The organism is Amycolatopsis sp. NPDC102389 (genome assembly GCF_044765885.1).
Lineage (GTDB): Bacteria > Actinomycetota > Actinomycetes > Mycobacteriales > Pseudonocardiaceae > Amycolatopsis.
Genome location: NZ_JBIWKX010000061.1, coordinates 1 through 20,628, shown reverse-complemented (window position 1 = coordinate 20,628; position 20,628 = coordinate 1). Strand labels below are relative to the sequence as shown.

The 20,628-nt window shown below is 69.4% G+C and carries 18 protein-coding genes; 9 read left to right on the top strand and 9 right to left on the bottom strand.

Annotated features, from left to right (window positions below):
• The first annotated feature begins 228 nt into the window (after positions 1-228).
• Complete coding sequence (locus tag ACIRGA_RS33960; protein WP_400949131.1) at positions 229-3,354, top strand: ATP-binding protein; 3,126 nt, start codon at positions 229-231, stop codon at positions 3,352-3,354.
• 28 nt (positions 3,355-3,382) lie between these two features.
• Here ACIRGA_RS33960 and ACIRGA_RS33955 read toward each other — a convergent pair whose 3' ends face one another.
• The 5 genes from ACIRGA_RS33955 to ACIRGA_RS33935 all read right to left on the bottom strand — a co-directional run bounded on the left by ACIRGA_RS33955 (position 3,383) and on the right by ACIRGA_RS33935 (position 8,196).
• Entirely contained in the window at positions 3,383-4,234 is an 852-nt protein-coding gene (locus tag ACIRGA_RS33955; protein WP_400949129.1) for an ABC transporter permease, read from the bottom strand.
• Positions 4,231-5,211, bottom strand: coding sequence for an ATP-binding cassette domain-containing protein (locus ACIRGA_RS33950; protein ID WP_400949126.1), 981 nt, complete (start codon positions 5,209-5,211; stop codon positions 4,231-4,233). The genes ACIRGA_RS33955 and ACIRGA_RS33950 overlap by 4 nt, the downstream gene beginning before the upstream one ends.
• A 23-nt stretch (positions 5,212-5,234) precedes the next feature.
• Complete coding sequence (locus tag ACIRGA_RS33945) at positions 5,235-5,789, bottom strand: NADPH-dependent FMN reductase (protein WP_400949123.1); 555 nt, start codon at positions 5,787-5,789, stop codon at positions 5,235-5,237.
• 101 nt (positions 5,790-5,890) lie between these two features.
• The gene (locus tag ACIRGA_RS33940) at positions 5,891-6,790 is read right to left on the bottom strand and encodes an ROK family protein (RefSeq protein ID WP_400949120.1); all 900 of its coding nucleotides are present in this window, start codon (positions 6,788-6,790) and stop codon (positions 5,891-5,893) included.
• Positions 6,787-8,196 carry an APC family permease gene (locus tag ACIRGA_RS33935; RefSeq protein WP_400949117.1) on the bottom strand — a complete coding sequence of 470 codons (1,410 nt, stop codon included), beginning with the start codon at positions 8,194-8,196 and terminating at the stop codon, positions 6,787-6,789. Before ACIRGA_RS33935 ends, ACIRGA_RS33940 begins: the two co-directional genes overlap by 4 nt.
• A gap of 217 nt (positions 8,197-8,413) precedes the next feature.
• Between ACIRGA_RS33935 and ACIRGA_RS33930 the strand changes: the two genes are divergently transcribed.
• A complete protein-coding gene (locus ACIRGA_RS33930; RefSeq protein WP_400949114.1) occupies positions 8,414-8,920 on the top strand; it encodes a hypothetical protein in 507 nt (168 codons plus the stop codon).
• Positions 8,917-9,840 (top strand): hypothetical protein, encoded by a 924-nt coding sequence (locus ACIRGA_RS33925; RefSeq protein WP_400949111.1) that lies wholly within the window; start codon positions 8,917-8,919, stop codon positions 9,838-9,840. Before ACIRGA_RS33930 ends, ACIRGA_RS33925 begins: the two co-directional genes overlap by 4 nt.
• Before the next feature lie 6 nt (positions 9,841-9,846).
• Here ACIRGA_RS33925 and ACIRGA_RS33920 read toward each other — a convergent pair whose 3' ends face one another.
• Positions 9,847-10,680 (bottom strand): alpha/beta hydrolase family protein, encoded by an 834-nt coding sequence (locus ACIRGA_RS33920; RefSeq protein WP_400949109.1) that lies wholly within the window; start codon positions 10,678-10,680, stop codon positions 9,847-9,849.
• A 184-nt stretch (positions 10,681-10,864) separates the two neighbouring features.
• Here ACIRGA_RS33920 and ACIRGA_RS33915 point away from each other — a divergent pair, with 184 nt between their 5' ends.
• Entirely contained in the window at positions 10,865-11,944 is a 1,080-nt protein-coding gene (locus ACIRGA_RS33915; RefSeq protein WP_400949106.1) for a DnaJ domain-containing protein, read from the top strand.
• 60 nt (positions 11,945-12,004) lie between these two features.
• Here the strand turns inward: ACIRGA_RS33915 and ACIRGA_RS33910 are convergent, their stop codons facing one another.
• Positions 12,005-14,503 carry a M14 family zinc carboxypeptidase gene (locus ACIRGA_RS33910; protein ID WP_400949103.1) on the bottom strand — a complete coding sequence of 833 codons (2,499 nt, stop codon included), beginning with the start codon at positions 14,501-14,503 and terminating at the stop codon, positions 12,005-12,007.
• Between the two features lie 235 nt (positions 14,504-14,738).
• Between ACIRGA_RS33910 and ACIRGA_RS33905 the strand changes: the two genes are divergently transcribed.
• Positions 14,739-15,428 carry a DUF998 domain-containing protein gene (locus ACIRGA_RS33905; protein ID WP_395875510.1) on the top strand — a complete coding sequence of 230 codons (690 nt, stop codon included), beginning with the start codon at positions 14,739-14,741 and terminating at the stop codon, positions 15,426-15,428.
• 46 nt (positions 15,429-15,474) lie between these two features.
• On the opposite strand, the gene ACIRGA_RS33900 is transcribed toward ACIRGA_RS33905, so the two are convergent.
• Positions 15,475-16,116: a hypothetical protein gene (locus ACIRGA_RS33900; RefSeq protein WP_400949099.1), complete on the bottom strand. Its 642-nt coding sequence runs from the start codon at positions 16,114-16,116 to the stop codon at positions 15,475-15,477.
• Positions 16,113-16,445 (bottom strand): hypothetical protein, encoded by a 333-nt coding sequence (locus tag ACIRGA_RS33895; RefSeq protein ID WP_400949097.1) that lies wholly within the window; start codon positions 16,443-16,445, stop codon positions 16,113-16,115. The genes ACIRGA_RS33900 and ACIRGA_RS33895 overlap by 4 nt, the downstream gene beginning before the upstream one ends.
• 363 nt (positions 16,446-16,808) lie before the next feature.
• Between ACIRGA_RS33895 and ACIRGA_RS33890 the strand changes: the two genes are divergently transcribed.
• The 4 genes from ACIRGA_RS33890 to ACIRGA_RS33875 are packed head-to-tail and all read left to right on the top strand — an operon-like array spanning position 16,809 to position 20,515.
• Positions 16,809-18,116, top strand: coding sequence for a helix-turn-helix transcriptional regulator (locus ACIRGA_RS33890; protein WP_400949094.1), 1,308 nt, complete (start codon positions 16,809-16,811; stop codon positions 18,114-18,116).
• The gene (locus ACIRGA_RS33885; RefSeq protein WP_400949092.1) at positions 18,113-18,862 is read left to right on the top strand and encodes a hypothetical protein; all 750 of its coding nucleotides are present in this window, start codon (positions 18,113-18,115) and stop codon (positions 18,860-18,862) included. The genes ACIRGA_RS33890 and ACIRGA_RS33885 overlap by 4 nt, the downstream gene beginning before the upstream one ends.
• Positions 18,853-19,449, top strand: coding sequence for a dCTP deaminase (dcd, locus tag ACIRGA_RS33880; RefSeq protein WP_400949090.1), 597 nt, complete (start codon positions 18,853-18,855; stop codon positions 19,447-19,449). The genes ACIRGA_RS33885 and dcd overlap by 10 nt, the downstream gene beginning before the upstream one ends.
• On the top strand, positions 19,433-20,515 hold the full coding sequence (locus ACIRGA_RS33875; protein WP_400949087.1) for a thiamine-monophosphate kinase: 1,083 nt from the start codon (positions 19,433-19,435) through the stop codon (positions 20,513-20,515). The genes dcd and ACIRGA_RS33875 overlap by 17 nt, the downstream gene beginning before the upstream one ends.
• The last annotated feature ends 113 nt before the right edge of the window (positions 20,516-20,628 follow it).

Below are 20,628 nucleotides of genomic sequence, written 5' to 3'. Positions count from 1 at the left end.
ACCTGACCTGGCACAACAGGCCGCCTTCGCCCGGCTGGGCAGGAATTTCCGCGGCTGTTCACCCGCCGTCCCACTCGATTAGTCACGTCCAGAAAGTCGGGTTTCCGCCCGGTGAGGTTCCCGGCGACCGGGAGACGTCGGTCACCCTCGGTCACTGCGGAGCCGAGATATCGCCTGACAGCGGACGCGCGTCGTGAGATTGTCGGACCTTACTGGGAGGATTCGGACATGTCAGCCGCGCTCATCGGACGTGACCATCCCGCGGGGGTACTCCGCGCGGAGATCTCCCGCGCCGCCGAAAGCCATGGCGGGCTGGTGCTGGTCACCGGCGAGGCCGGAATCGGCAAGACCACGCTCGTCACCGGCGCCGCCGAAGAGGCGAAACGCCTCGGTGCCCTCGTGCTCAACGGGTCCTGCTGGGATTCCGCGAGCGCTCCGGGCTACTGGCCGTGGACACAGGTGGTCCGCGGGCTGCGGCGCGCGGTCGGGGAGCGCTGCTGGGCCGCGAGGGCCGACAGCGCGTTGGACGTCCTGCTCGGCGAGGCGCGCGGTGACGGCGCGGCGGACGGGTTCCGGCTGTACGACGCGGTGACGAGCGTGCTGGTGGCCGCTTCCCAGGACCAGCCGGTCGTCGTGGTGCTCGACGATCTGCACTGGGCCGACGCCGCGTCGCTGCGGCTGCTCGAGTTCGCCGCTCAGCACACCTGGTTCGAACGCCTGCTGCTGATCGGCACGTACCGGGACGTCGAGGTCGAAGCGACCGATCACCCGCTTCGCTCGCTCATGCTGCCGTTGCTCGCGAAGGCCACTTCGGTCACTCTCACCGGCCTCGAACCGGACGAGGTCGGCACGCTCATGGCCAGGACGGCGGGCGCGGAACCCGACGACGCCTTGGTCGCCGAGGTCCACCGCCGCACCGGCGGAAATCCGTTCTTCGTCGAGCAGACGGCGCGGCTCTGGCACAGCGGCGGTTCCGCCGAGACCATCGCCCCCGGCGTGGCCGATGCCCTGCAGAGACGGCTTTCCCTACTCCCCCGGCCGGTCCTCGATCTGCTGACCACGGCGTCCGTGCTCGGCAGGGAATTCCACCGACGGCTGCTCGCGGGCGTGGCCTCGGCGCCCGTGCCCCAGGTGGACCGGCTGCTCGACCAGGCCGTCGCGGCGCGGCTGGTCGTGGTGCACGGGCAGGGCCGCTTCGCCTTCGCCCACGACCTCGTCCGCGAGACGCTGTACGCGAGTTTGCCCGAGCCGGACCGCCGGAACCGCCACGCCGCGGTCGTCGCGGCGGCCCGCGAGACGTCGTCGTCACCGGACAGGCTCTTCCCCGCGGACATGGCCCGTCACGCGCTGCTCGCGGGACGGCAACTCGATCCGGACGAGGCCGTCGACCTGTTGCTGGCCGCCGCGATCGACGCCACCGGCCGGATGGCGACCGAGGAGACGACCACGCATTACCGGCGGGCGATGGAGATCGTCGAAGACCGGCGGCGGCAGGCGGTCATCGCGCTCGAACTGGGCGCGCATCTGACCCGCCACCACGAAACGGACGAGGGCAGGCAGGTCCTCGACGACGTCTCGGTGCTCATCCGTGAACTCGACGACGACGATCTCCTCGCCCGGCTGGCGTTGACCCTGGTCCGTGCCGATCACAAAAGCCTGCGGGCCGACGAGACGGTCGACGTGCTCGCCGAGGCGCACGCGCGGCTTTGTGGCCGCGAGCCCGGACAGCAACTCACCGTCGAAGAGATGACGCAGGAACTCTCCGCGCGCATCATGATGACCGCCCGCGACGACCAGGACGATTCCGCGCTGCTGTTCGGTCTGTGGGCCCGGCACGACGCGATCTGGGGGCCGGGCAGCGCCGCGGAACGCGAGCGGCTCACCGACGAACTGGTCCTCGTCGGCAGGCGCACGGCGAACCCGGAATTGGAGCACTACGCGGCGTCGTTCAAGTGGGTGGCGCTGCTCGAACAGGGCGATCCCCGGTATTTCGAGCAGTATCAGGAGTTTCTCGCCCTGGCGGCCACCGGAAGGGCGCCGAGTTCGCAGCTGGCTTCCCGGATCGACCAGAGCATCATCGCCACGCTCCAGGGCCGGTTCTCCGAAGCCGAGGCGTACATCGAGCAGGTGATCTCGTGCCACACAGGGGACGTGCATCCCCATTTCGTCGATCTGAACCAGTTGCAGCGCTGGATCCGGTGGTGTCTGGAGGGGCGGTTCGACGAACTCGCCGGGTTGCACCGCGAGATCTCCCGCGACGGGTATTCCTACAGCCGGCTGCTGGAGGCGATCACCGCGGCCCAGCGTGAGGACGTCGCGGAGGCCGTCCGGCTCACCGACCTCGCGGCCGACGCGAAACCGTACCCTCGTGACTCGGAAGCGTTGTGGTTGCGCTGTCAAGCGCAAACCGCGGCGGTCTCGCGCGATCCCGAACGGTGTGAAGCGGCCCGCGCGCTCCTCGCGCCCTACAGCGGGGAATGGCTGGTTTCCCTGTACGGCTGCGAGATCTCCGGCCCGGTCGACCTCTGGCTCGGCAGGCTCGATCTCGCGCAGGAACGGTGGAACGAAGCGGTGGACCGGTTGCGCCGTGCCGTGCTCTCCGCGGATCGGCTCAGGGCGACGGTCTGGGCGACCGAAGCCAAGTCCTGGCTGGCGAAGGCGCTGCTGGGCCGTAACCTCGACGGCGACATGACGGCCGCGGTGACCCTGCTGTCCGAAGTGGCCGGAGAGGCCACCGCGCTCGGCATGCGGCAGGTCGTCGCCAGGGCGGCGCGGGCGCGGGAGGACGCCCGGACCCCGGCTGCGCCGACGGCCGAGTTCCGCCGCGACGAAGCCGTGTGGACCTTGCGCTTCGACGGCGTCACCACCCGCCTCCCGGACTCGAAAGGCTTGCGGGATCTGCATTTCCTGCTCGGCAGGCCGGGTTCGGAGGTGACGGCCGTTCGGTTGCTCGATCCCGAAGGAGGCGAGGTGGTCGTCGCCGCGAAGAGTCTCGGCGGGGACGCCGTCCTCGACGACGAGGCGAAGGCCAGATATCGCGCGCGGCTGGAGGAACTCGACGAACGGATCGACACCGCGACCGGGCTGGGCCAGGACGCGCGCGCCGCGGCGCTGGACCGGGAACGGGACGCGCTGCTCACCGAACTGCGGTCCGCGGCCGGGCTCGGCGGCCGCACCCGCCGGCTCGGCGACGAGGCCGAACGCGCCCGCAAGACGGTGACCGCCCGGATCCGGGACACCCTGCGCAAACTCGACGAGCAGCATCCGGCGTTGGCCGCGCACCTGCGCGCGTCGGTCACCACCGGTTCTTCGTGCCGTTACGCGCCCGAAGACAAGGTCCCCTGGCGGTTGTGAGCCGCCAGGGGACCTTGTCGCCCCCAGGTCATTTCCTGTTGTAGAGCCGCATCGTCAAGGTGCCGAAGATCGCGAGGATGACCGCGCCGGCGATCAGCACCCAGGTGATCTCGCCGCCGTCCCAGTTGCCGTCCATCATCGACCGGACCGCCGCGACCACGTGGGTCACCGGGTTGACGTCGACGAAGGCCTGCAACCAGCCCGGCATCGTCGCCGGATCGACGTAGATGTTGCTGAGGAACGTCAACGGGAACAGCACCATCATGCTGACGCCCATCACCGACTTCTCGCTGCGCAGCAGCAGGCCGAACATCGTCCAGATCCACGAGAACGCGAACGAGAACGCCAGCAGCAGGAGGATCGCGGCGGCCACGCCACCGAATCCGCCGCCGGGGCGGAAGCCCATGATCAGCCCGACGCCGAGGATCACCAGCGAGGCGATGAGGTAGCGCAGCATGTCGCCGAGCAGGTAGCCGACCATCGCCGACGGCCGCCAGATCGGCAGCGTGCGGAACCGGTCGAAGACGCCCTTTTCGATGTCGGTGTTGACCGCCACCCCGGTGTACATGGTGATCATCAGGATGCTGCTCGCCATGATGCCCGGCAGTACGAACTGCAGGTACTGCGTCGGCGAGCCGGACAGCGCGCCGCCGAACAGGTAGGTGAACATCAGCGTCATCATGATCGGGAACGCCGTGACGTCGAACAGCTGCTCGGGCACGTGCTTGATCTTCAGCATCGCGCGCCACCCGAAGGTGACCGAAGTCGACAGCGCGCTGGGGCGCTGCGGGCGGTTCTTCGCGATCAGGACGGCCGCGAGATCCTCCGCCTTCGGTGCGGCGAGAACGGGTTCGTTGTCTTTGACTGCTGTCGTGCTCAAGCTGCACTCTCCTCAGGCGTTGCGGTGCGGTCGGTGAGGGCCAGGAAGACCTCGTCGAGGCTCGGCTGGCCGAGGGAGAAGGTGTCGACGACGATGCCGGCGCGGGCGAGTTCGGCCAGTGCGCGCGCGGCGTGCTCGGCGGCACCCTGTTCGGTGCTCTCGCCCGAAAGCCGGGCGGTCAGCGCGACGGGATCCGGCTCGAGCAGTACCTGTGCCTCCAGGTTGCGGACGAGCAGCGCTTCGGCCTCGGGACGCTGGTCGGCCTCGCGCAGCCGGACGTGTACGGCGCCCGCGCCGACCGACGCCTTCAGCTGGCCCTTGGTGCCTTCGGCGATCACCTTGCCGTGGTCGATGACCGCGATCCGCGAGGCCAGCTGATCGGCCTCGTCGAGGTACTGCGTGGTCAGCAGGACGGTGGTGCCATGCTTCACGATCGCGCGCACGATGTCCCAGACCTGGTTGCGGCTGCGGGGATCGAGCCCGGTCGTCGGCTCGTCGAGGAAGAGCACGTCCGGGGTGTTGAGGATGCTCGCGGCGATGTCGATCCGCCGCCGCATCCCGCCGGAGTAGTTCTTCACCTGCCGTCCCGCGGCCTCGGTCAGGCCGAACGCCGCCAGCAACTCCGCCGCCCGTGCGCGGGCGGCGGGTTTGCGGTGCCCGGTCAGCCTGCCGATCAGCACGAGGTTCTCGGTGCCGGTCAGGTCTTCGTCGACCGAGGCGTACTGCCCGGTCAGGCTCACCATGGACCGGACCGCGTCGGCCTCGCGGACGACGTCCTTGCCGAAGACGCGCGCTTCACCGCCGTTGGGGCGGAGCAGGGTCGCGAGCATCTTCACCGCGGTGGTCTTGCCGGCGCCGTTCGGCCCGAGGACGCCGTACACGGTGCCGGCGGGAACCTTCAGATCGATCCCGTCGACCGCCCGGTTCTCCCCGAACACCTTGACCAGCCCCGAGGCTTCGATGGCCAGTTCACTCATTTTTCCGTTTCCTTTCAGAAGATTCAGCAGACGTAGGGGCGGGCGGCGCGCGCTTCACGCAGGGCGAGCCCCCACCAGGCGAGTGCGTCGAGCAAGGTGGTCACGGCCTGCACTTGCCCTTCGGAGTCGAAGAGGGTGCCGTCGAGGAGGTTGAAGGCCACGGTGTCGCGCAGGGTCACCGTGTGCAGCTCGGTGAAGATCGTGCGCAGCTGCTCGACGGCGTAGAGCCCTTGGGAGCGGTAGCCGTAGGAGACGAAGCCGACCGGTTTCGCGCGCCACTCGTCGTACGCGCAGTCGATCGCCTGCTTGAGCGACGCCGGGAAACTGCGGTTGTACTCGGGGGTGACGACGACGAACGCCTCCGCCTCGTCGACCAGCCTCGCGAACCGGTTCATGTCGTGCGTCGGATGCTCCGGCAGCCCGGCGGGCAGGTCGAAGTCGACCAGATCGAGCACTTCGGTCACGAGGTCCCGCCGGTGTTCCGCCCGGCCGGCGAACCACTTGCCGACGGCGTCCCCCACCCGCCCTTCGCGAGTACTGCCGACGATCACCGCGACCCGCAGCGGACTGGCGTCCATGACCGACCTCCTCTCGCCTCACCCCTTGGGCGCGAGAAAGCCGCCGGGCCTTCGCTAGATCGGATCTAGCGAAAGCCCGGCGGCTTCGGTCGGTGATCTCGCTACGCGTCCAGCGCGATCGCGATCGCGCCCAGCAGGGACGCGTCCTGGTCGAATTTCGCCGACACCAGTTCCGGCGGGAACGGCACGGCCCGCGCCAGCCGTTCGCGCAGTGCGGGCAGCAGGATGTCGGCCGAGCGCACCAGCCCCCCGCCGACGGCGACGCGCTGGGGGTCGAGCGCGATGGCGAGGTTCGCGACGTGCATCGACAGTTCGTCGAGCGCCGCGCCGACCAGTTCCTTCGCCTGCGCGTTCTCCCTGGCGAGGCCGAACAGCTCGCCCGCGGTTACCGGGCGGCCGAGCAGCACACTCGCCCGGCCGCCCAGCCCACGCCCACCGACGGCTTCCTCCAGCGGCGCCGCTCCGCTGGCGAACCCGTCGGTGTCCTGCGGTGAGAGGAGGTTGTACCCGATCTCTCCCGCAGCGCCGTTGGCGCCGGCCAGCAGCCGGCCGCCGACCAGGACCGCCGCGGCGATCCCGGTCCCGAGCGAGAGGAACACCGCCGGATCGGTGTCCGCCAGTGCCCCCCAACGCCATTCCGCGAGCGCCGCCGCCTTGGCGTCGGTGCCCACCTCGATCGGGATGCCTTCGAACTCGGCCGCGACCAGTTCACGCAGCCGCAGTTCTTCCCAGCCCGGCACGTTCGGCGCGAGCAGGATGCGGTCCTCCAGCACGATGCCCGGGCTGACAACGCCGATCGCGGCGAGCCGGTCCGCGGCGCCTTCGTCGGCGAGCAGTTTCCGTGCCGCGGCGAGCGCACGGCGCACCACCTGCTCCGCGCCCGCTTGGGCGTCGGTGTCGAGCCGCCGGGTGACCAGCAGGCTCCCGGCTCTGTCCGCCAGCCCGATCGCGACCTTCGTCCCCCCGAAGTCGATCCCCAGGATCAGTTCTTCCCCCGTCACTTCCCAGTCCCCTCTGCCGCCCCCGCGAACGATTCCTGAATCCCCTTGGGCCCGAACGGCCACACGCGCTCCGCCTTCGCGTAGGCGAGGAACGCCGCGACGCCGAGCACGATCCATCCCACCGAAAGCCCGATCGAGAGCCAGGTGGCGGAGAAGTAGATGTAGACCCAGCCGAGCAGCGCGATGATCGTCGGGATCGGATAGAGCCATTGGCGGTACGGCCGCTCCAGCTCCGGCCGTCGCCGTCGCAGCACCACGATCGCCGCGACCTGCGCGAGCGACTGGATGAGCACCAGCACCGTCACCGCCGCGTTGATCACCGCGGTCAGGGTGAACAGCGAGCCGATCGCGGCGATGGCGCCCATCGTCAGCACACCGGCGGTCGGCAGGTTCAGTTTCGGGTGCAGTTTGGCGAACACCGGCAGGAACACCTTGTCGCGCGCGGCCTCGAACGGGACCCGCGAGCCGCCGAGCAGGCCCGCGAACACCGAACCGATCGCGGCGATCACGATGAAGACGGTGATGACCTTGGCCGCGCCCGTGCCCCACGCCTGTTCGAGCACCGTGGAAGCGACCGAAGTGGCGTTCTTCAGCTCCTCCAGCGGAACCGAGCCGAGGACGCCGAGCTGCAGCAGGAAGTACAGGCTCATGATGCCGAGGATCGAGAGGATGATCGATCGCGGCAGCGTCCGGCCCGGGTCGCGCACCTCGCCACCGAGGTAGGCGCTGGTGTTGTAGCCGAGGTAGTCGTAGATGGCGATGATCAGGCCCGCGCCGAGCCCGGCCCAGAACGCGCCGCCGCCGAACGAGAACGCGCCCGGCGTGAAGGCGAACGCTTGCGCGCCGTCGAAATGCGTGAAGGCCGCGACGATCACCGAGAGCGCCGCGAACAGCATGATCCCGAACAGGACGGTGGTCAGCTTCCCGATCTCGCCGATCTTGCGGAACAGCGCGAGCACGATCAGGGCTATGACACCGAGGCCGATGACCTTGCCGAGCGTCGTCGTCCCGCCGTCGTCGGCGACCCCGGGGATCAGATACCCCAGGTACTGGACCAGGCCGATGATGCCGGTGGACATGATCAGCGGGATGAACAGCACCGCGCTCCAGGCGAAGAGGAACGGCATGAGCCTGCCGGTGCGGACGCCGAACGCCTCACGCAGGTAGACGTAGGTGCCACCGGCGCCGGGGAGGGCGGCGCCGAGTTCGGCCCAGATGAGGCCGTCGGCCAGCGCGATGACCGCGCCGATGAGCCAGCCGAACATGGCCTGCGGGCCGCCGAGGGTCACCACCATCGCGGGGATGGTGACGAACGGGCCGATCCCGCACATCTGGGTCATGTTGATGGCGGTCGCCTGGAGCGGCCCGATCTTCCGCTCGAGCCCCGGCCGCGGGGATGAACTCAAAACGCGCCTCCCTGTTAGTTAGTAAAGTTTCTTAACATATTTTCGGGTGTGTCGGAAGGCCACGCGGCGAAGTTGTCGTGCTCCGGTCCACCCGGAATTGCCCGAAAGGGCGGAATCCCGGGGAATACGCCCGAACGGACCAACCCGGGACGTATCAGGGGCCCGCCATTCCGCGTCCTTACCCAGAAGGACGTCTTCCCCAAGGACGGTGAGGTCCATGAAACGGCTGTTCAGCGCTGCGATGGCGATCGCCGTACTCGGGTTCGCGGCGGCCTGCGGCGGAGCGTCCACGCCCCGCGACACCGCTCCGGCGGATCTGACCACCGACAGCGGGGTGACGACGGAGACGGCGCCGACGGCGTCTTCCGACACGGCCACGACCGGCCCCGCGCCAGGCCCCCGGCGCACCGAAGAGCCACGGCCGCCCGTCGTCCCCGGAAGCCCCATCGCGTACAACAGCGACCTTCTCGGCACCGACCCGGCCACCGCCAAGGACGCGATCGAGCAGAACCTCGAGCGTCTCTGCAAGAGTCCCCGCCGGTGCGGGGTGTCGGTCGCGATCGTGGGTGCGGGGAACTGCATCCGCAGCATCGGCCCGAATCCCGTCGCCCCCGGCAAGACGATCACGATCCGGGCCAGGGCCTGCGAAACCGAGACCACGGACGAAAGCTCGGTGCCGCCGAAGTCCCGAAGCGAGCAGCCGAGCGAGACCACGAGCGGATGAGCACCCGGCGGCCGTTACGCCGGGGCCTCCGCGCCCCCGCGCCGCCGGAGCCCGAGCCGGCGGCGGGCCCCTCGCACGCGCTCAGGCTGGCCGGCACCGTGCTGGCCAACACGGCGCTGCTCACCGCGTTGCTCTACTACTTCGGGCTCGTGTACACGCAGACGTACTTCATCTACTTCCGCGTGCACTACACCCTGCTCGGTCAGACGCCGGACGAGATCTTCGGGCGAGGCGTCGACGGCGTGCTCCTGCCCCTGACCGCCGCCGCGGGCGCCGCTCTGCTCTTCCTCATCCTCACGCGGTTCCTGAAGATCCGTCTCGGCGAGGGTTCCTGGGCCCGGCTGCTGCGGATCTGCTCCCCCGTCGCCGGCGTCCTCGGCCTCGCGTTGCTCGCCGTCACGACCGCGATCGCCCTCGACCCGGAACCCTTCCGCGACCGGCCCGGCGCGCCGGGGATCGGCTTCGCGATCGGGATCCTGATGGTGCTCTTCGCCTGGCGTCACTGGACTTCACGCAGAGCGGGAAGCAGCCGGTCGAGTGTCGCGGAACTGGTGACCGGCTACGTCCTGGTGAGCATCGGCCTCTTCTGGGCGGTCGGCGACTACTCGGGAGCCGTCGGCACGAGCCGCGCCTTCGAGGCCTCCGGGGTGATCGCGACCAGACCGGCCGCGACGGTGTACAGCGCGGAAAGTCTCAACCTCACCGCGAACGGTGTCCTGCAGGTGAAATGCGCCGACCCCGAATCGGCCTACAAGTACCGGTACACCGGGCTGAAACTGCTCCTCCAGTCCAGTGGCCAGTACGTCTTCCTCCCGGCGAACTGGCGGACCTCGACCGGCGTCGCGTTCGTGATCCCGAAAACCGACAAGCTGCGCCTCGAATTCGGCCCGCCCCGATCGGTCCCGCCGCCCACCTGCTGACGTGCGTCAGACCAGGTGGCGCGCCAGCCATTCGGCGACCGTGCCGTCCACCAGTTTCGCGATCGGCAGCTGCGGCGCGGGCTCGATACCCGGTTCCTCGGCGAGCGGATGGGCGAGACCGGGCACCCTGTCCAGGCGGACGTCGTCCGGACGGGCGTACCGCTCGCGCAGCGCGGCGACCAGGTCTTCGGCGTCGGTGCGCAGCGACGGATGGTCGTCCTCGCCGCTGACGACCAGCAGCGGAACTTGCGTTTCCCGCGCCGATATTTCACCCGATCGTGCGACGAAGTCGAGCTGATCCGCGGCCTGCTCCGCTTCGTCGTTCCACGGATAAGGCCGTTCCAGCATGCCTTCCACCAGGCCGACCACCGAACGCGCCCGCACGGCGGGGTTGATCAGGGCCGCCGCGCGGACCGGGATCTCCCGCGTGGCCAGGATCGTCAGCGCCACCGCGCCGCCCAGCGACCCGCCGACGACCGCCGTCCGGGACGTGTCGAAACCGAACCGTTCACGCAGTTCGGCCAGCGCGGCGGGGAATTCCAGCGCCGCCTGGCGGACGAACGGGTCGACGTAGGCCAGCATCGCGTCACGCCGGGCGCGTTCGACCACGGCGTCCATGCCGCCGTCGACCATTCTCGCGCCGCACAACGGCATTCCGAGATAGACGCGCCACGCCGGCACCTCCGCCAGCGGCAACGCGGCCGCGAACGCGGCGTCGGAGCGGGGCGAATCGATCATATGCCAGGCGACGACCACCGGTGCGGGGCCGCTGACCTCGGCCGATGGCGGCAATACGGTGAACGGCACCCCCGAAGCCGTGCCCGTGACCGGTTCTCCCACCGCGTTCCTCCCCCGTGTGCTGTCGATCTCCACGATATCCAGGACGCGGCGGGGGCGGACCTCGTTCCGCCACAAGCGAAACAGTATGCCCGCGACGTCACCCCGACGCGCCGCGGAGGTGGTTGCGGGCGGGCGGCGGCGGCCGAATAGTGTTGCGGCCCGGCCCTTTGGAGGTGAACCGCCCGTGCCCGACGTCGACTATTACGAGGTGCTCGGCGTGGGCAAGGCCGCCTCGGTCAACGAGATCAAGACCGCTTACCGGCGGCTGGCGAAGTCGCATCACCCGGACGCCGGCGGATCCGCCCTCACGTTCCAGCTGGTCCGCGAGGCCTACGACACGCTCAGCGATCCGATGCGGCGCGCGGGCTACGACGCGGGCGGGCGCTCGGTGCGCGCCCCGATCCGGCCGCGGCCGCGGCGTCGTTTCGGCGAAGAACCGGGCTATGAGCCCGAGCCGGTGGTGATCGATCCCGACGACCTCGCATGGTGGGAGTTCGCCGCGCAGGACGAGCGCGTGCGCCACGGCCGCCGTCGCGGGCCCGGGCACACCCCCGTGGTGGCGGCGGTCGGCGGGATGGTGCTGGTGCTCCTGCCGGTGCTGACCGGCGTCGGATTCTCGGCCCCCACGCTCATCGTCTGGCTGATCCTGACCGCCGGAACCGCCCTGCTCGTGCAACGGCTCGCGCGCGGCTATCTGGCCGCTTCCCGCGCCAAGAACCGGTTCGCCGCCGAATTCGGCGGGAAACGCGTGTTCGGCACGCCCGGCGTCGAGACCGACGAACTCGCCGAACGGCTCACCGCCGACCTGCTGGAGCGCTACCTGACCCGGCTGCCCGGCGCGCGGATCTTCCACGGCCTCTCGTGGCCGGACTCGGTGTTCGCCGACGTCGACCACGCGGTGCTGTGCGGGAAGCGGCTGGTGCTCGTCGAATCGAAGCTGTGGCTGCCGGGACACTACGAAACCGATGACGACGACCGCCTGCTGCGCAACGGCCGCGCCTTCCGCGGCGGCGGGAGCAGGCTGGCCGGAAGTCTCGCCGAATACCGGCGGATCCTACCGGGGGTCGCGCTGCGCGGCGCGATGATCGTGTACCCGAGCCGGACCGGTGAGATCACCACGGACCTCGAAGACCCCTCCCCCACGCCGCCCATGACGCCGGAACAGTTCCTGCACGAGATCGGCGGCTGGCTGGCGGCGGAGCCGTCCACTGTGGACGCCGCGACGATGCGGATCGTACGGGACCGGGTCGTCGGCACCGTTTAGCGCGTGAAGGCCCCCTTCCCTCGGGTCAGCCGAGGGAAGGGGGCCTTCACGCGCAAAGAACTACCGGACCGAGCGCTCCTTGTTGGCACGCGCGGACCGGGTGCAGACCTCACCGACGTCGACCGTCTGGCCGCGGTCGATGTAGACGTCCGCCAGCCCGACGAGCTTGCCCTTCGGCGACGTACAGGTCAGCTGGTACGCCTCCTTGGGGCCGTAGGTCGGCGGGATCGGCGACTGGAACGACACGCCGCCGGTCCAGTCGTCCACAGTGGACGGATTCGCCTGCGCGTAGTTGACCAGCACGGCCCGGTAGTCCCCGGCGGGCGGGTCGTACAGGATCGCGTGCTCTTCCGTGGTCCCGCCGTTCGCCGACGACGACACCATGTTGCCCGCGGCGTCGAAGACGTAGAGGTCCCAGTCGGTGTCCTGGCTGGCCCACTTGACGTCGACGCTGAACTTCCCGTTGTCCACCTTGGGGAGCCCGTCCACGTGGAACGTGAAGCTCTCCGAAGCCGGGTCGGTCGGGTAGTTCGTGTTGATCGCCGGGACCCCGGCCGGGTTGGCGACCTGGATCGCGGGCTGGGCCGGGCCCTGCGGTTCGCGGCCGTAGCGGCCCGCGACGTAGGGCCGGGTCGACGGGTTGATCGACCACGCGAACCGGCCACCGGTCGACGACAGCGACGAGTTCAGGTCGTCGGTCACGTAGATCGGCGGCTTCGTCGAGCCGTCCGGCTGCACCACCGGGGCGGTCGGCGTCTGGAAGGTCTTGTGCAGCTTCAGCTGGTAGCCCTTCGGCGCCGTGCCGATCAGCGTCGAGTGCGCCGCCGGGTCGGCGGCGTTGGCCAGCATGTCGATGAAGGCCGCACGGTTACCGCCCTTGCCGGCACCGGCCGCGGGAGCGACGCCGGTGTACTCGGCGACGACACCCGCCTGGAACGGCGGGTGGAACTCCGTGTTGCCGATCTCGAAGGTGAAGCCCCAGCCACCGGTGGCCCAGTACGACCAGTCCTCGGTCGAGCCGGTGGTGTCGTAGAGCGCCCACGACGGCTGGCTGGTGTATCCGTTGCGCGAGGCCATCTTGTCGCCGAGCGCCTTGTACGCCGGCTCGTCGAGCGGCGGGCGGACGGCGGCGACACCCGGGACACGCAGCACCAGGTTCGAGAAGGTGTGCAGCGTGATCAGGTTGGTCACCTGGCGGTTCGACACGATCGAGCGGATGTTCTGCGTCTCGGGCTCGGAGAACGGGCCGGAGCCGCGGAACGTGTCGCTGCGCCACAAGGTCGACGCGCCGGCGCCGCCCCAGAAGCCCGCATAGTTGCGGTTCGGGTCGGTGCCGCGTTCACGGCCGCCGGGGTTGGCCTTGCAGACGCCGGTCGCGAACTCCTTGGGCGAGTCGTTGACGTTGCAGTTCTTGCGCTTCATCTCGTAGTCGAAGCGCGAGAAGTCGCCCTTGGGCTCGGCCTCACGGGAGATTTCGAAGCCGTCGGCGTTGACGATCGGCACGATGATGTTGCGCGTGCGGCCGACCAGACCGCGGACTTCGGGGTTGTTGCCGGTGTAGCCCTTGACCAGTTCGTGGGCCCATTCCATGGCGTGCTCGCCCGCCGGCCACTCACGGGCGTGGTGCACGCCCATGGTGAAGTTGACGGGTTTGCCGTCGGTGATGTTCTTGACGTCGGTCGCGATCTCGAGACCGACGACGTCACGGCCTTCCCAGGTCGGCTGCGGCAGCGTGAACGCCGTGACGAGCTTGGGGTTCTTGCGGGCCAGTTCCTTGACCTCGAACTGGTAGTCGTAGAGGTGCCGGTAGCTCGTGCGCCCGGACGGCAGGGTGGAGCCCGGCGTCTTCGCGGCGTACTCACGGTCGGTCTTGGCGTTCTGGATCGACCGCGCCGAAAGGTCGGCGTCGACCACCTTCGACTTGAAGCCGTTGTCCGCCAGCGTCTTGCGGTCGGCGTCATTGGCGAGGACGACCTCGACGCCGGTGGCGTCGGCCTTCTCCGTGACGTCCAGCCCGAGCCGGAGGAGCTTGTCCTTGTCCTTCTTGGCAGGCGTCTCGACCCGGACCAGTTCGGCACGCTGAGGCGCGGGCGCGGCGCCGGTCGGAGTCCCCTGCGGCGTGAGCGCGAGGAAGTCGACGCCCAGCACCGCGTCGCGCGTCCGCCCGTCGTACCGGCAGGTCTGCACGACCAGCTTCTGGTCCTTCTTCACGAAGCCTTCGGCGAGCTCGTGGCTGCGCAACGCGGCGGACGCGGCGACCACGGCGCCGGTGGCCTTGTCGAAGACCGCGAGGTCCCAGTCGCCCTCGTTGCCCCCGCGCGGAGCCAGGCGGGCCTGCAGCAGACCGTCTACTGTGGACGTGAACTCGCGCCTGTCGGTGCCGGACGTACCCGGCTTCTGCAGCGCGGCGAAACAGGAACGCGGCACGGCCTGATCGGCCCGCACGACGTTGTCCGCGGCCCCCGCCGTCGTGGCCGACGGCAGTGCCACGAAGGCCCCGGCGATTACCAGGGTCGCCGCGGTCCATCCCGCTCTTCGCCGGTTTGGTGAATACCCCACAGACTGACCTCCTTGGACAGTCCGGTGACCGGGTGAGGTCACCGGTAGCGAGACCCTAGACCCGTGACCCCGCCCGAGGGACCCGCCACAAGTCGCCTACACCCCTTTCGGCCCAACGTTCTCACCGTCCGTGCCGGAACGATCACCGGCATCCGCGCGAGGGAATGGGACTTTCCTGTCGATTCCGACAGGAAGGCCTAAGAAAACCTTCAGGTTGGGCGGTTACCTTTCCACCATGACGACGCCCCAGGTCACCGCCAGGTCCCCCTTGGCCCTGCTGGCCGCCGTGGTCTCCGTCGCCGGCGGAGCGCTGCTGATCCTGCTGCTGCAGGTCCTCCCCGCCACCAGCGACATCAGCCCGGTCCGCCGCACCATCAGCGAGTACGCGCTCAGCGAGAACAAGTGGATCTTCGACGTCGCGGTCCTGCTGGTCGCGTTCGGCTCGGCGATCGGCTTCGGCGCGCTGATCCGCCGCAAACACCTTCCCGCTTTGTCCGCGGCCTCGATCTTCTGCGCGCTCTGGACGGTGAGCCTGGTGGTGATCGTGGCGTTCCCCAAGAACAACTGGGCGATCGGGCCGAGCACCGGCGGGACCGTGCACCGGATCGCGAGCGTCGTCGCCTTCGTCTGCCTGCCCTTGGCCGTGTGGTTCGCGGCGAAAGCCGTCTTCCCCTCCTCCCCCGCGCGACGCGCCGTGACCAGGGTGCTCGCGGTGGCGGCACTGGCCTGGTTCGGCGTGATCCTCGGGGCGATCGTGGTCTCGATGAACGGTGGTGAGCCTTGGTGGCGGGCGATCCCCCTCGGGCTGGTCGAGCGCGCGATGGCGCTGACCGGGCTGGTCGCGCTGGCGTCGCTGCTCATCCCCGCGCGCGTGGTCACCGCGCCGGTGACCGAGCAGGCCGAAGCCCTGGAGATCGCTTCCTGATCGACGGACGGCCTCGCCCGTGCCTGGGACGAGGCCGCCACGTTCTTCACCGCCAGACTGCGCGAGGCATTCCGGCGACGGGCGCAGGAAGAGGAACGGCTGCGCCGTCCGTCTGCCCGGCATATCGTGGCGTGGGCGCGAGCTCGGCATCGTCGTCGGCATCCTTGCGCAACCGCGCGGTGCAGACCGAAAGGTGCACCACGTTGGCACGTTTGTGGTGGCGGTACACATGGACGTCGGTGGCGAAGCACGCCGCGGCCAGCAGTGCCCGCCGCTGCTCGATGCGTTCGTAGCCGACCCCCGCCGGGCAGAACACGGTGACCTCGACCTCGTCGCCTCGCGGCTTGGTCCACAGGATCACCGGCAGCTTGCCGTCGAGGGTGCACACCCGGGCGCGGGCGAACCCGGTCCGCAGCCGGTGCTGCACGACGACCGAGCGGAGCCGGTCACGGAGGAACCTCCGCGCCGATTTCCAGTAGAACAGCCAATTCGCGACGCCGAACAACACGACCGCGCCCCAGATCGGGCCGACCGCCCGGAACAGGGAGAACAGCGCGTACGGGAGCACGAGGAGCGCCCCGATCTCGTACCGCCAGTGGTAGAGGGCGGTGACCGGGTTGGGCCTCCTGACCACCGTGATCTCCCTGGCCAGCTCGGCGATCGCCTGGGGTTCCTGCCAACGGCTCATGACCTTCCTCCTGTCCGTCCGGCGGTTTGCTCGGCGGCCACGGCCGCCGCGGGAATGGAGCGGACGACACCGGCACCGGCGCAGTCCGGGCAAACGGCGTCCTCGTAGGGCCACCACCCCGTGCCTCCGCACGGTTCGCAGGCGTGCACGGTGTCCCAGCGGGGATCGCGGTAGACGCGGCGCCTGCTCCCCGGCACGCGGGTCACCTGCCAGCCGCGCGCGGCGGCGCGGGTGTCCTCGCCGGACGCGAAAAGCCATTCGTGGAAGCGTTCGAGAAGTCGATCGAACCAAGAGCGGGGCGCTGCCGTGTGGTTCTCGTGGTGGGACATGAGGTTCACCCCCGATGCCGCGAAGCACAGATTCGGGCCGGCCGACACGACGCCTACTCCGGCATTCGTGTGACCCACAGGCGACGCGAACCGGATCGGATGCGCAGCGTCACATTCACATGGCTGACAGCATCCACTCTCCGGTCGAGCCCAGTTCGGACCAGCACTCGCGGCAGGGCGGGTCGCGCACGCCAGGACCAGGTAGAACAGGCTCGAGCGCGACCGCTCTCACGTTGTGACACGACATTGACCCACGCGCCAGCACGGTCCGATTCGCTTGCTGTACTCTCCCCGTTGTGTGCACGTTCAGTCACCGCCCTACTTTGCCTACCAAAGGTAGGTAAGCCTGTGTCTAGTGCCTACATGAAGCCTACATCGGCCGGGCGGCGGCCGGTAAGACCCGATGCGGAAACCGTTACCGCGTCGGGTGTCGGCCGTGAGCTGCGGCGGCTGCGCAAGGCCGCGGGGGAAACCCAGGCCGAAACGGCCCGGATCATCGGGGTGACCAGGGCGAACCTGACCCAGTGGGAGACCGGCAAATACCTGCCGTCGACGCACAACGCCCGCCAGCTCGACGACCATTTCCGCGCCGCGAACGCGCTGTTCGCCCTGGTGGAGACGGCCCGTTCGCCGCAGGAACACGCCCCGGCCGCAGTCGGCGACGCCGGTGTCGTCGACACTTCGCGGTCGCTGCTGCGGGTCTTCCACACCGTCGGTGCCAAACTCGCCGAGCGCCTGATCCGCGACGAGAACGGGAAACCGCTGGGCTGGCGGCACAACCTGCAGAAGAGCACCGGGCCGAAGGCACTCAGCACCGCCTACGGGATCAACACCATGCTGGTGGTAGGCGACCCCTACATCGACCTACATACGCTCGCCGAAGATCTCTACCGGCTCCAAACGGCGCACGGCTGGCGGGGCCGCGCGGGCGGCAGGCGACCGGAGACCACCGCGTCGGTGGTGGACGCGCTTTTCCGCACCAGCACCATGTCCGCCGACGACGGGCTGAAACAACTCGAGGGGTCGCTCCTGGTCGGGGAGGAGATCGACCCGTACAGCCGGACCCGCCCGTACCTGTTGTCCGCCGTGTTGCACACGGCGGTCCGGCTGCGGCCGGACGCCCCGCTGACCGACCGGCTGATCGACGCCCTCCTGGCGGCCCGGCTCGACTTCGACGGCTCACAGCTGTGGCCGGAGAAGAACGAGGCCGGGCTCGTCGCCCCGGAGGCTTCGGTCGTGCACACCGCCCGGTCGGTCGTCGCTCTGCGGGACGTCCTGCGCAGCCGTGAAGATCGCACCGACGTCCGTGAGGCGGCCGACGAAGCCACACAATGGCTCATCGATCGTTCCCATTCGGACGATGGCGTGGCCGAGGATCTCGAAAGGCCGCGCCCCGACGGTGAAGGAACGACCCGGATCATCATCCGGCACTTCACCTCAGCCTGGGTCGTCCAAGCACTCGCCACCGCCCCCTTCCTGCCACTCCCCCGGCTCAACCGGGCGCTCGGAACCCTCTGGGAGCGCTACGACGCCGATCAGGGGCTCTGGGCCTGGGAGAGCGGAGACCTACCCATCTGGCAGACCTTGGACGCAGTCACCGCGCTGCGCGCGGCCGCCTTCGCCGCCGCGGCGCCCCCGCTCAGCCCTCCAGGAATTCCAGGAACTCAATGATCGACACCCCGCCATCGACCCTCACCGCCGTACCGGCAGGCGCGCCCGCTTTTCTCGGTGAGGTCACCGGCACCCGCCCCGGCCACGGTGAGGCGGACCTTCCCTGGCTGCGCTCGGTCGCGCACCGGGTCCAGGACTCCCCCGGCGTTTTCCTTTCGTGGCTCGAAGAAATCCTCGGTGACGAAGAAGCCGTCCGCGCCGCGGCGAAGCGTTCCTACTGGCATCCCAACGGATTCGCCAAAATGGTGCTCCACGCCTCGCCCGATTTCCGGATCCGGCTGCACGTCTGGCCGGAATCCGCGGAACCGTCCCGCGGCGAGTCCAATCCGCACAGCCATCGGTGGGAATTCGCCTCGACCATCGTCGCGGGCGAAGGCCTGCACATGGTCGAGTTCCACGAAACGGCCGACGGCGGGGAGCCGTACGACCGGTATCGCTACGGCGCCGATCCGGCGAACCCGGCGGCGTTGCTGGCGGACGGCGAAGCCCGGCTCGAGGTGGACAAGACCCCGGACGTCCGGCTCGGCGACGTCTACACGTGCGACACCGCCGTCGTGCACACCGTGCGGCCGATCGCGGCGGGATTGACCGCGACGGTGGTGATCCAGGGACCGCACCGCACCAGCACCACGGTCGTCTACTGCGAGCCCGGCGAGTCCGACGACCAGCCCAACGGCGAACTGACCGAGTCCGATTTCCGTGATCTGGTCGGGTCCGTCGCGAAAGCGGTGGCGTCATGCCGCTGACCTGGCCCGCCCCGCGCCGCGGGATCCTGACCGACCGGGCCATCAAACGCGCGCACCGGAACGGGGAACTGACGATCACCCCGTTCGAGCCCGCCCTCGTCCGCCCCGCCGCGATCAGCCTGCGGCTCGGGCACGAAGCGTTCGGGCTGGAGTCGACCGGCACCGTCGACATCGCCGATCGGAGCACGTATCCGGAACTCCGGCCGAAGGAACTCGACGCCGAAGGCCGGCTGTGCGTCGAACCCGGCGAGGTCGTCCTCGCGCCGACGCTGGAGAAGATCGGGCTTTCGGAGAAGCTCGCCGGGCTCGTCGACGGCACGAGCGACTACGCGCGGCTCGGCATCAGCGTCGTCCTTTGTGGACAGGTCAGCCCCGGCTTCGGCAATGAGAAAGGCGCCGTGCTGACCTTGGAGATCGTGAACCACCTGCGGCATCCCGTACTCCTGCACCCGGGAACGCGGATCTGCAACCTGATGCTGTTCGCCTCCACGGGAAGCGAACAGACCTATGGCACGCTGCCGCACAACTATTCCAGCGACCACAACGTGGCCCCGTCCCGATTGGCGGATCATGTCGGCCGTAACTGAAATCTCGCCGGTCCGCGACGACGTCCGGCTCGGCGACCTCGGCGAGCACGCGATCCTGGAGCACATCCTGCGGCCGCGTTACGGCGGTGTGCGCGGCTTCGGGGACGACTGCGCGGTCCTCGACGCCGAAGAAGGGCTTCGCGGCGATCTGGTCGCCACCACCGACAGCTGCCCCACGCCGCTGGTCACCATCCTCGGGGAAGCGGATCCGTACCACGCCGGGTGGCTGCTGGCGACGATCAACCTGTCCGATCTGGCGGCGGCCGGAGCCACGCCGCTCGGCCTGGTCGTCAACTACACCCTGCCGAAGACGACCACGGCGGGCGAATTCCGGCGGCTGCTCGACGGCGTGGACGACTGCACGAAGGTGCACGGGACCAAGGTCGTCGGCGGGGATCTCCGGGACGGCCCGGTCCGGCAGCTCACCGCGACGGCGATCGGCCGGTGCGTCCCCGGCGGACGGCTCGGGCGCGCGGGCGCCGAAGCCGGTGATCGCCTGCTGCTGGTCGGTTCGCCCGGCTACCTGTGGTCGTACGCGTTGCTCGTCGAAAAGCAGGCGCGGCTCTCCGATCCGCTCGTCGCGGAGATCCGCGAACGTGCCTGCCGTCCGATGGCGCAGGTGACCGCGGGCAGGATCCTCGCCACGGCGGGGCTGGCACACGCCGCGATGGACGTCTCCGACGGCCTTTTCCCGACCGTGCAGTCCCTCTGCGGAGTCAATGGCCTCGGCGCGCGTGTCACGACTGCCATCCAGCTGGACGAGCCGCTCGCCGACGTCTGTGCACAGTCGGGACTCGGCCGGTTCGAGCTCGCACAGGCTTGGGGCGACTGGACGCTCGTGGTCGCCGTGCGGCCGGAGGACGTCGAGCTCGCCAAGAAGACCCTCGCTGGCGAAGGCGTCGCGGCGCAGGAGATCGGCGTGCTCGTTTCCCGCGAGGAAGGCATTTCGCTGGACGACGGCGAGCCTTGGGAAGGGATCGCGCAGGAGCGGTTCTCGCCCAGTTCGTGGCACGGCGGCGACCTGCCGAAGCTGATCACCGAAGTTCTGGGCAAGCGGGCGAGCTGACCTCGGGTGGGTCGTGTGGGGTTATTTTACGTTAAAAAAAAAAAAAAAAAAAACAACAACCAGATTAAAAAAAAAAAACCCCCACGTAGGGGGGGGGGGGCCCCCCCAAACCC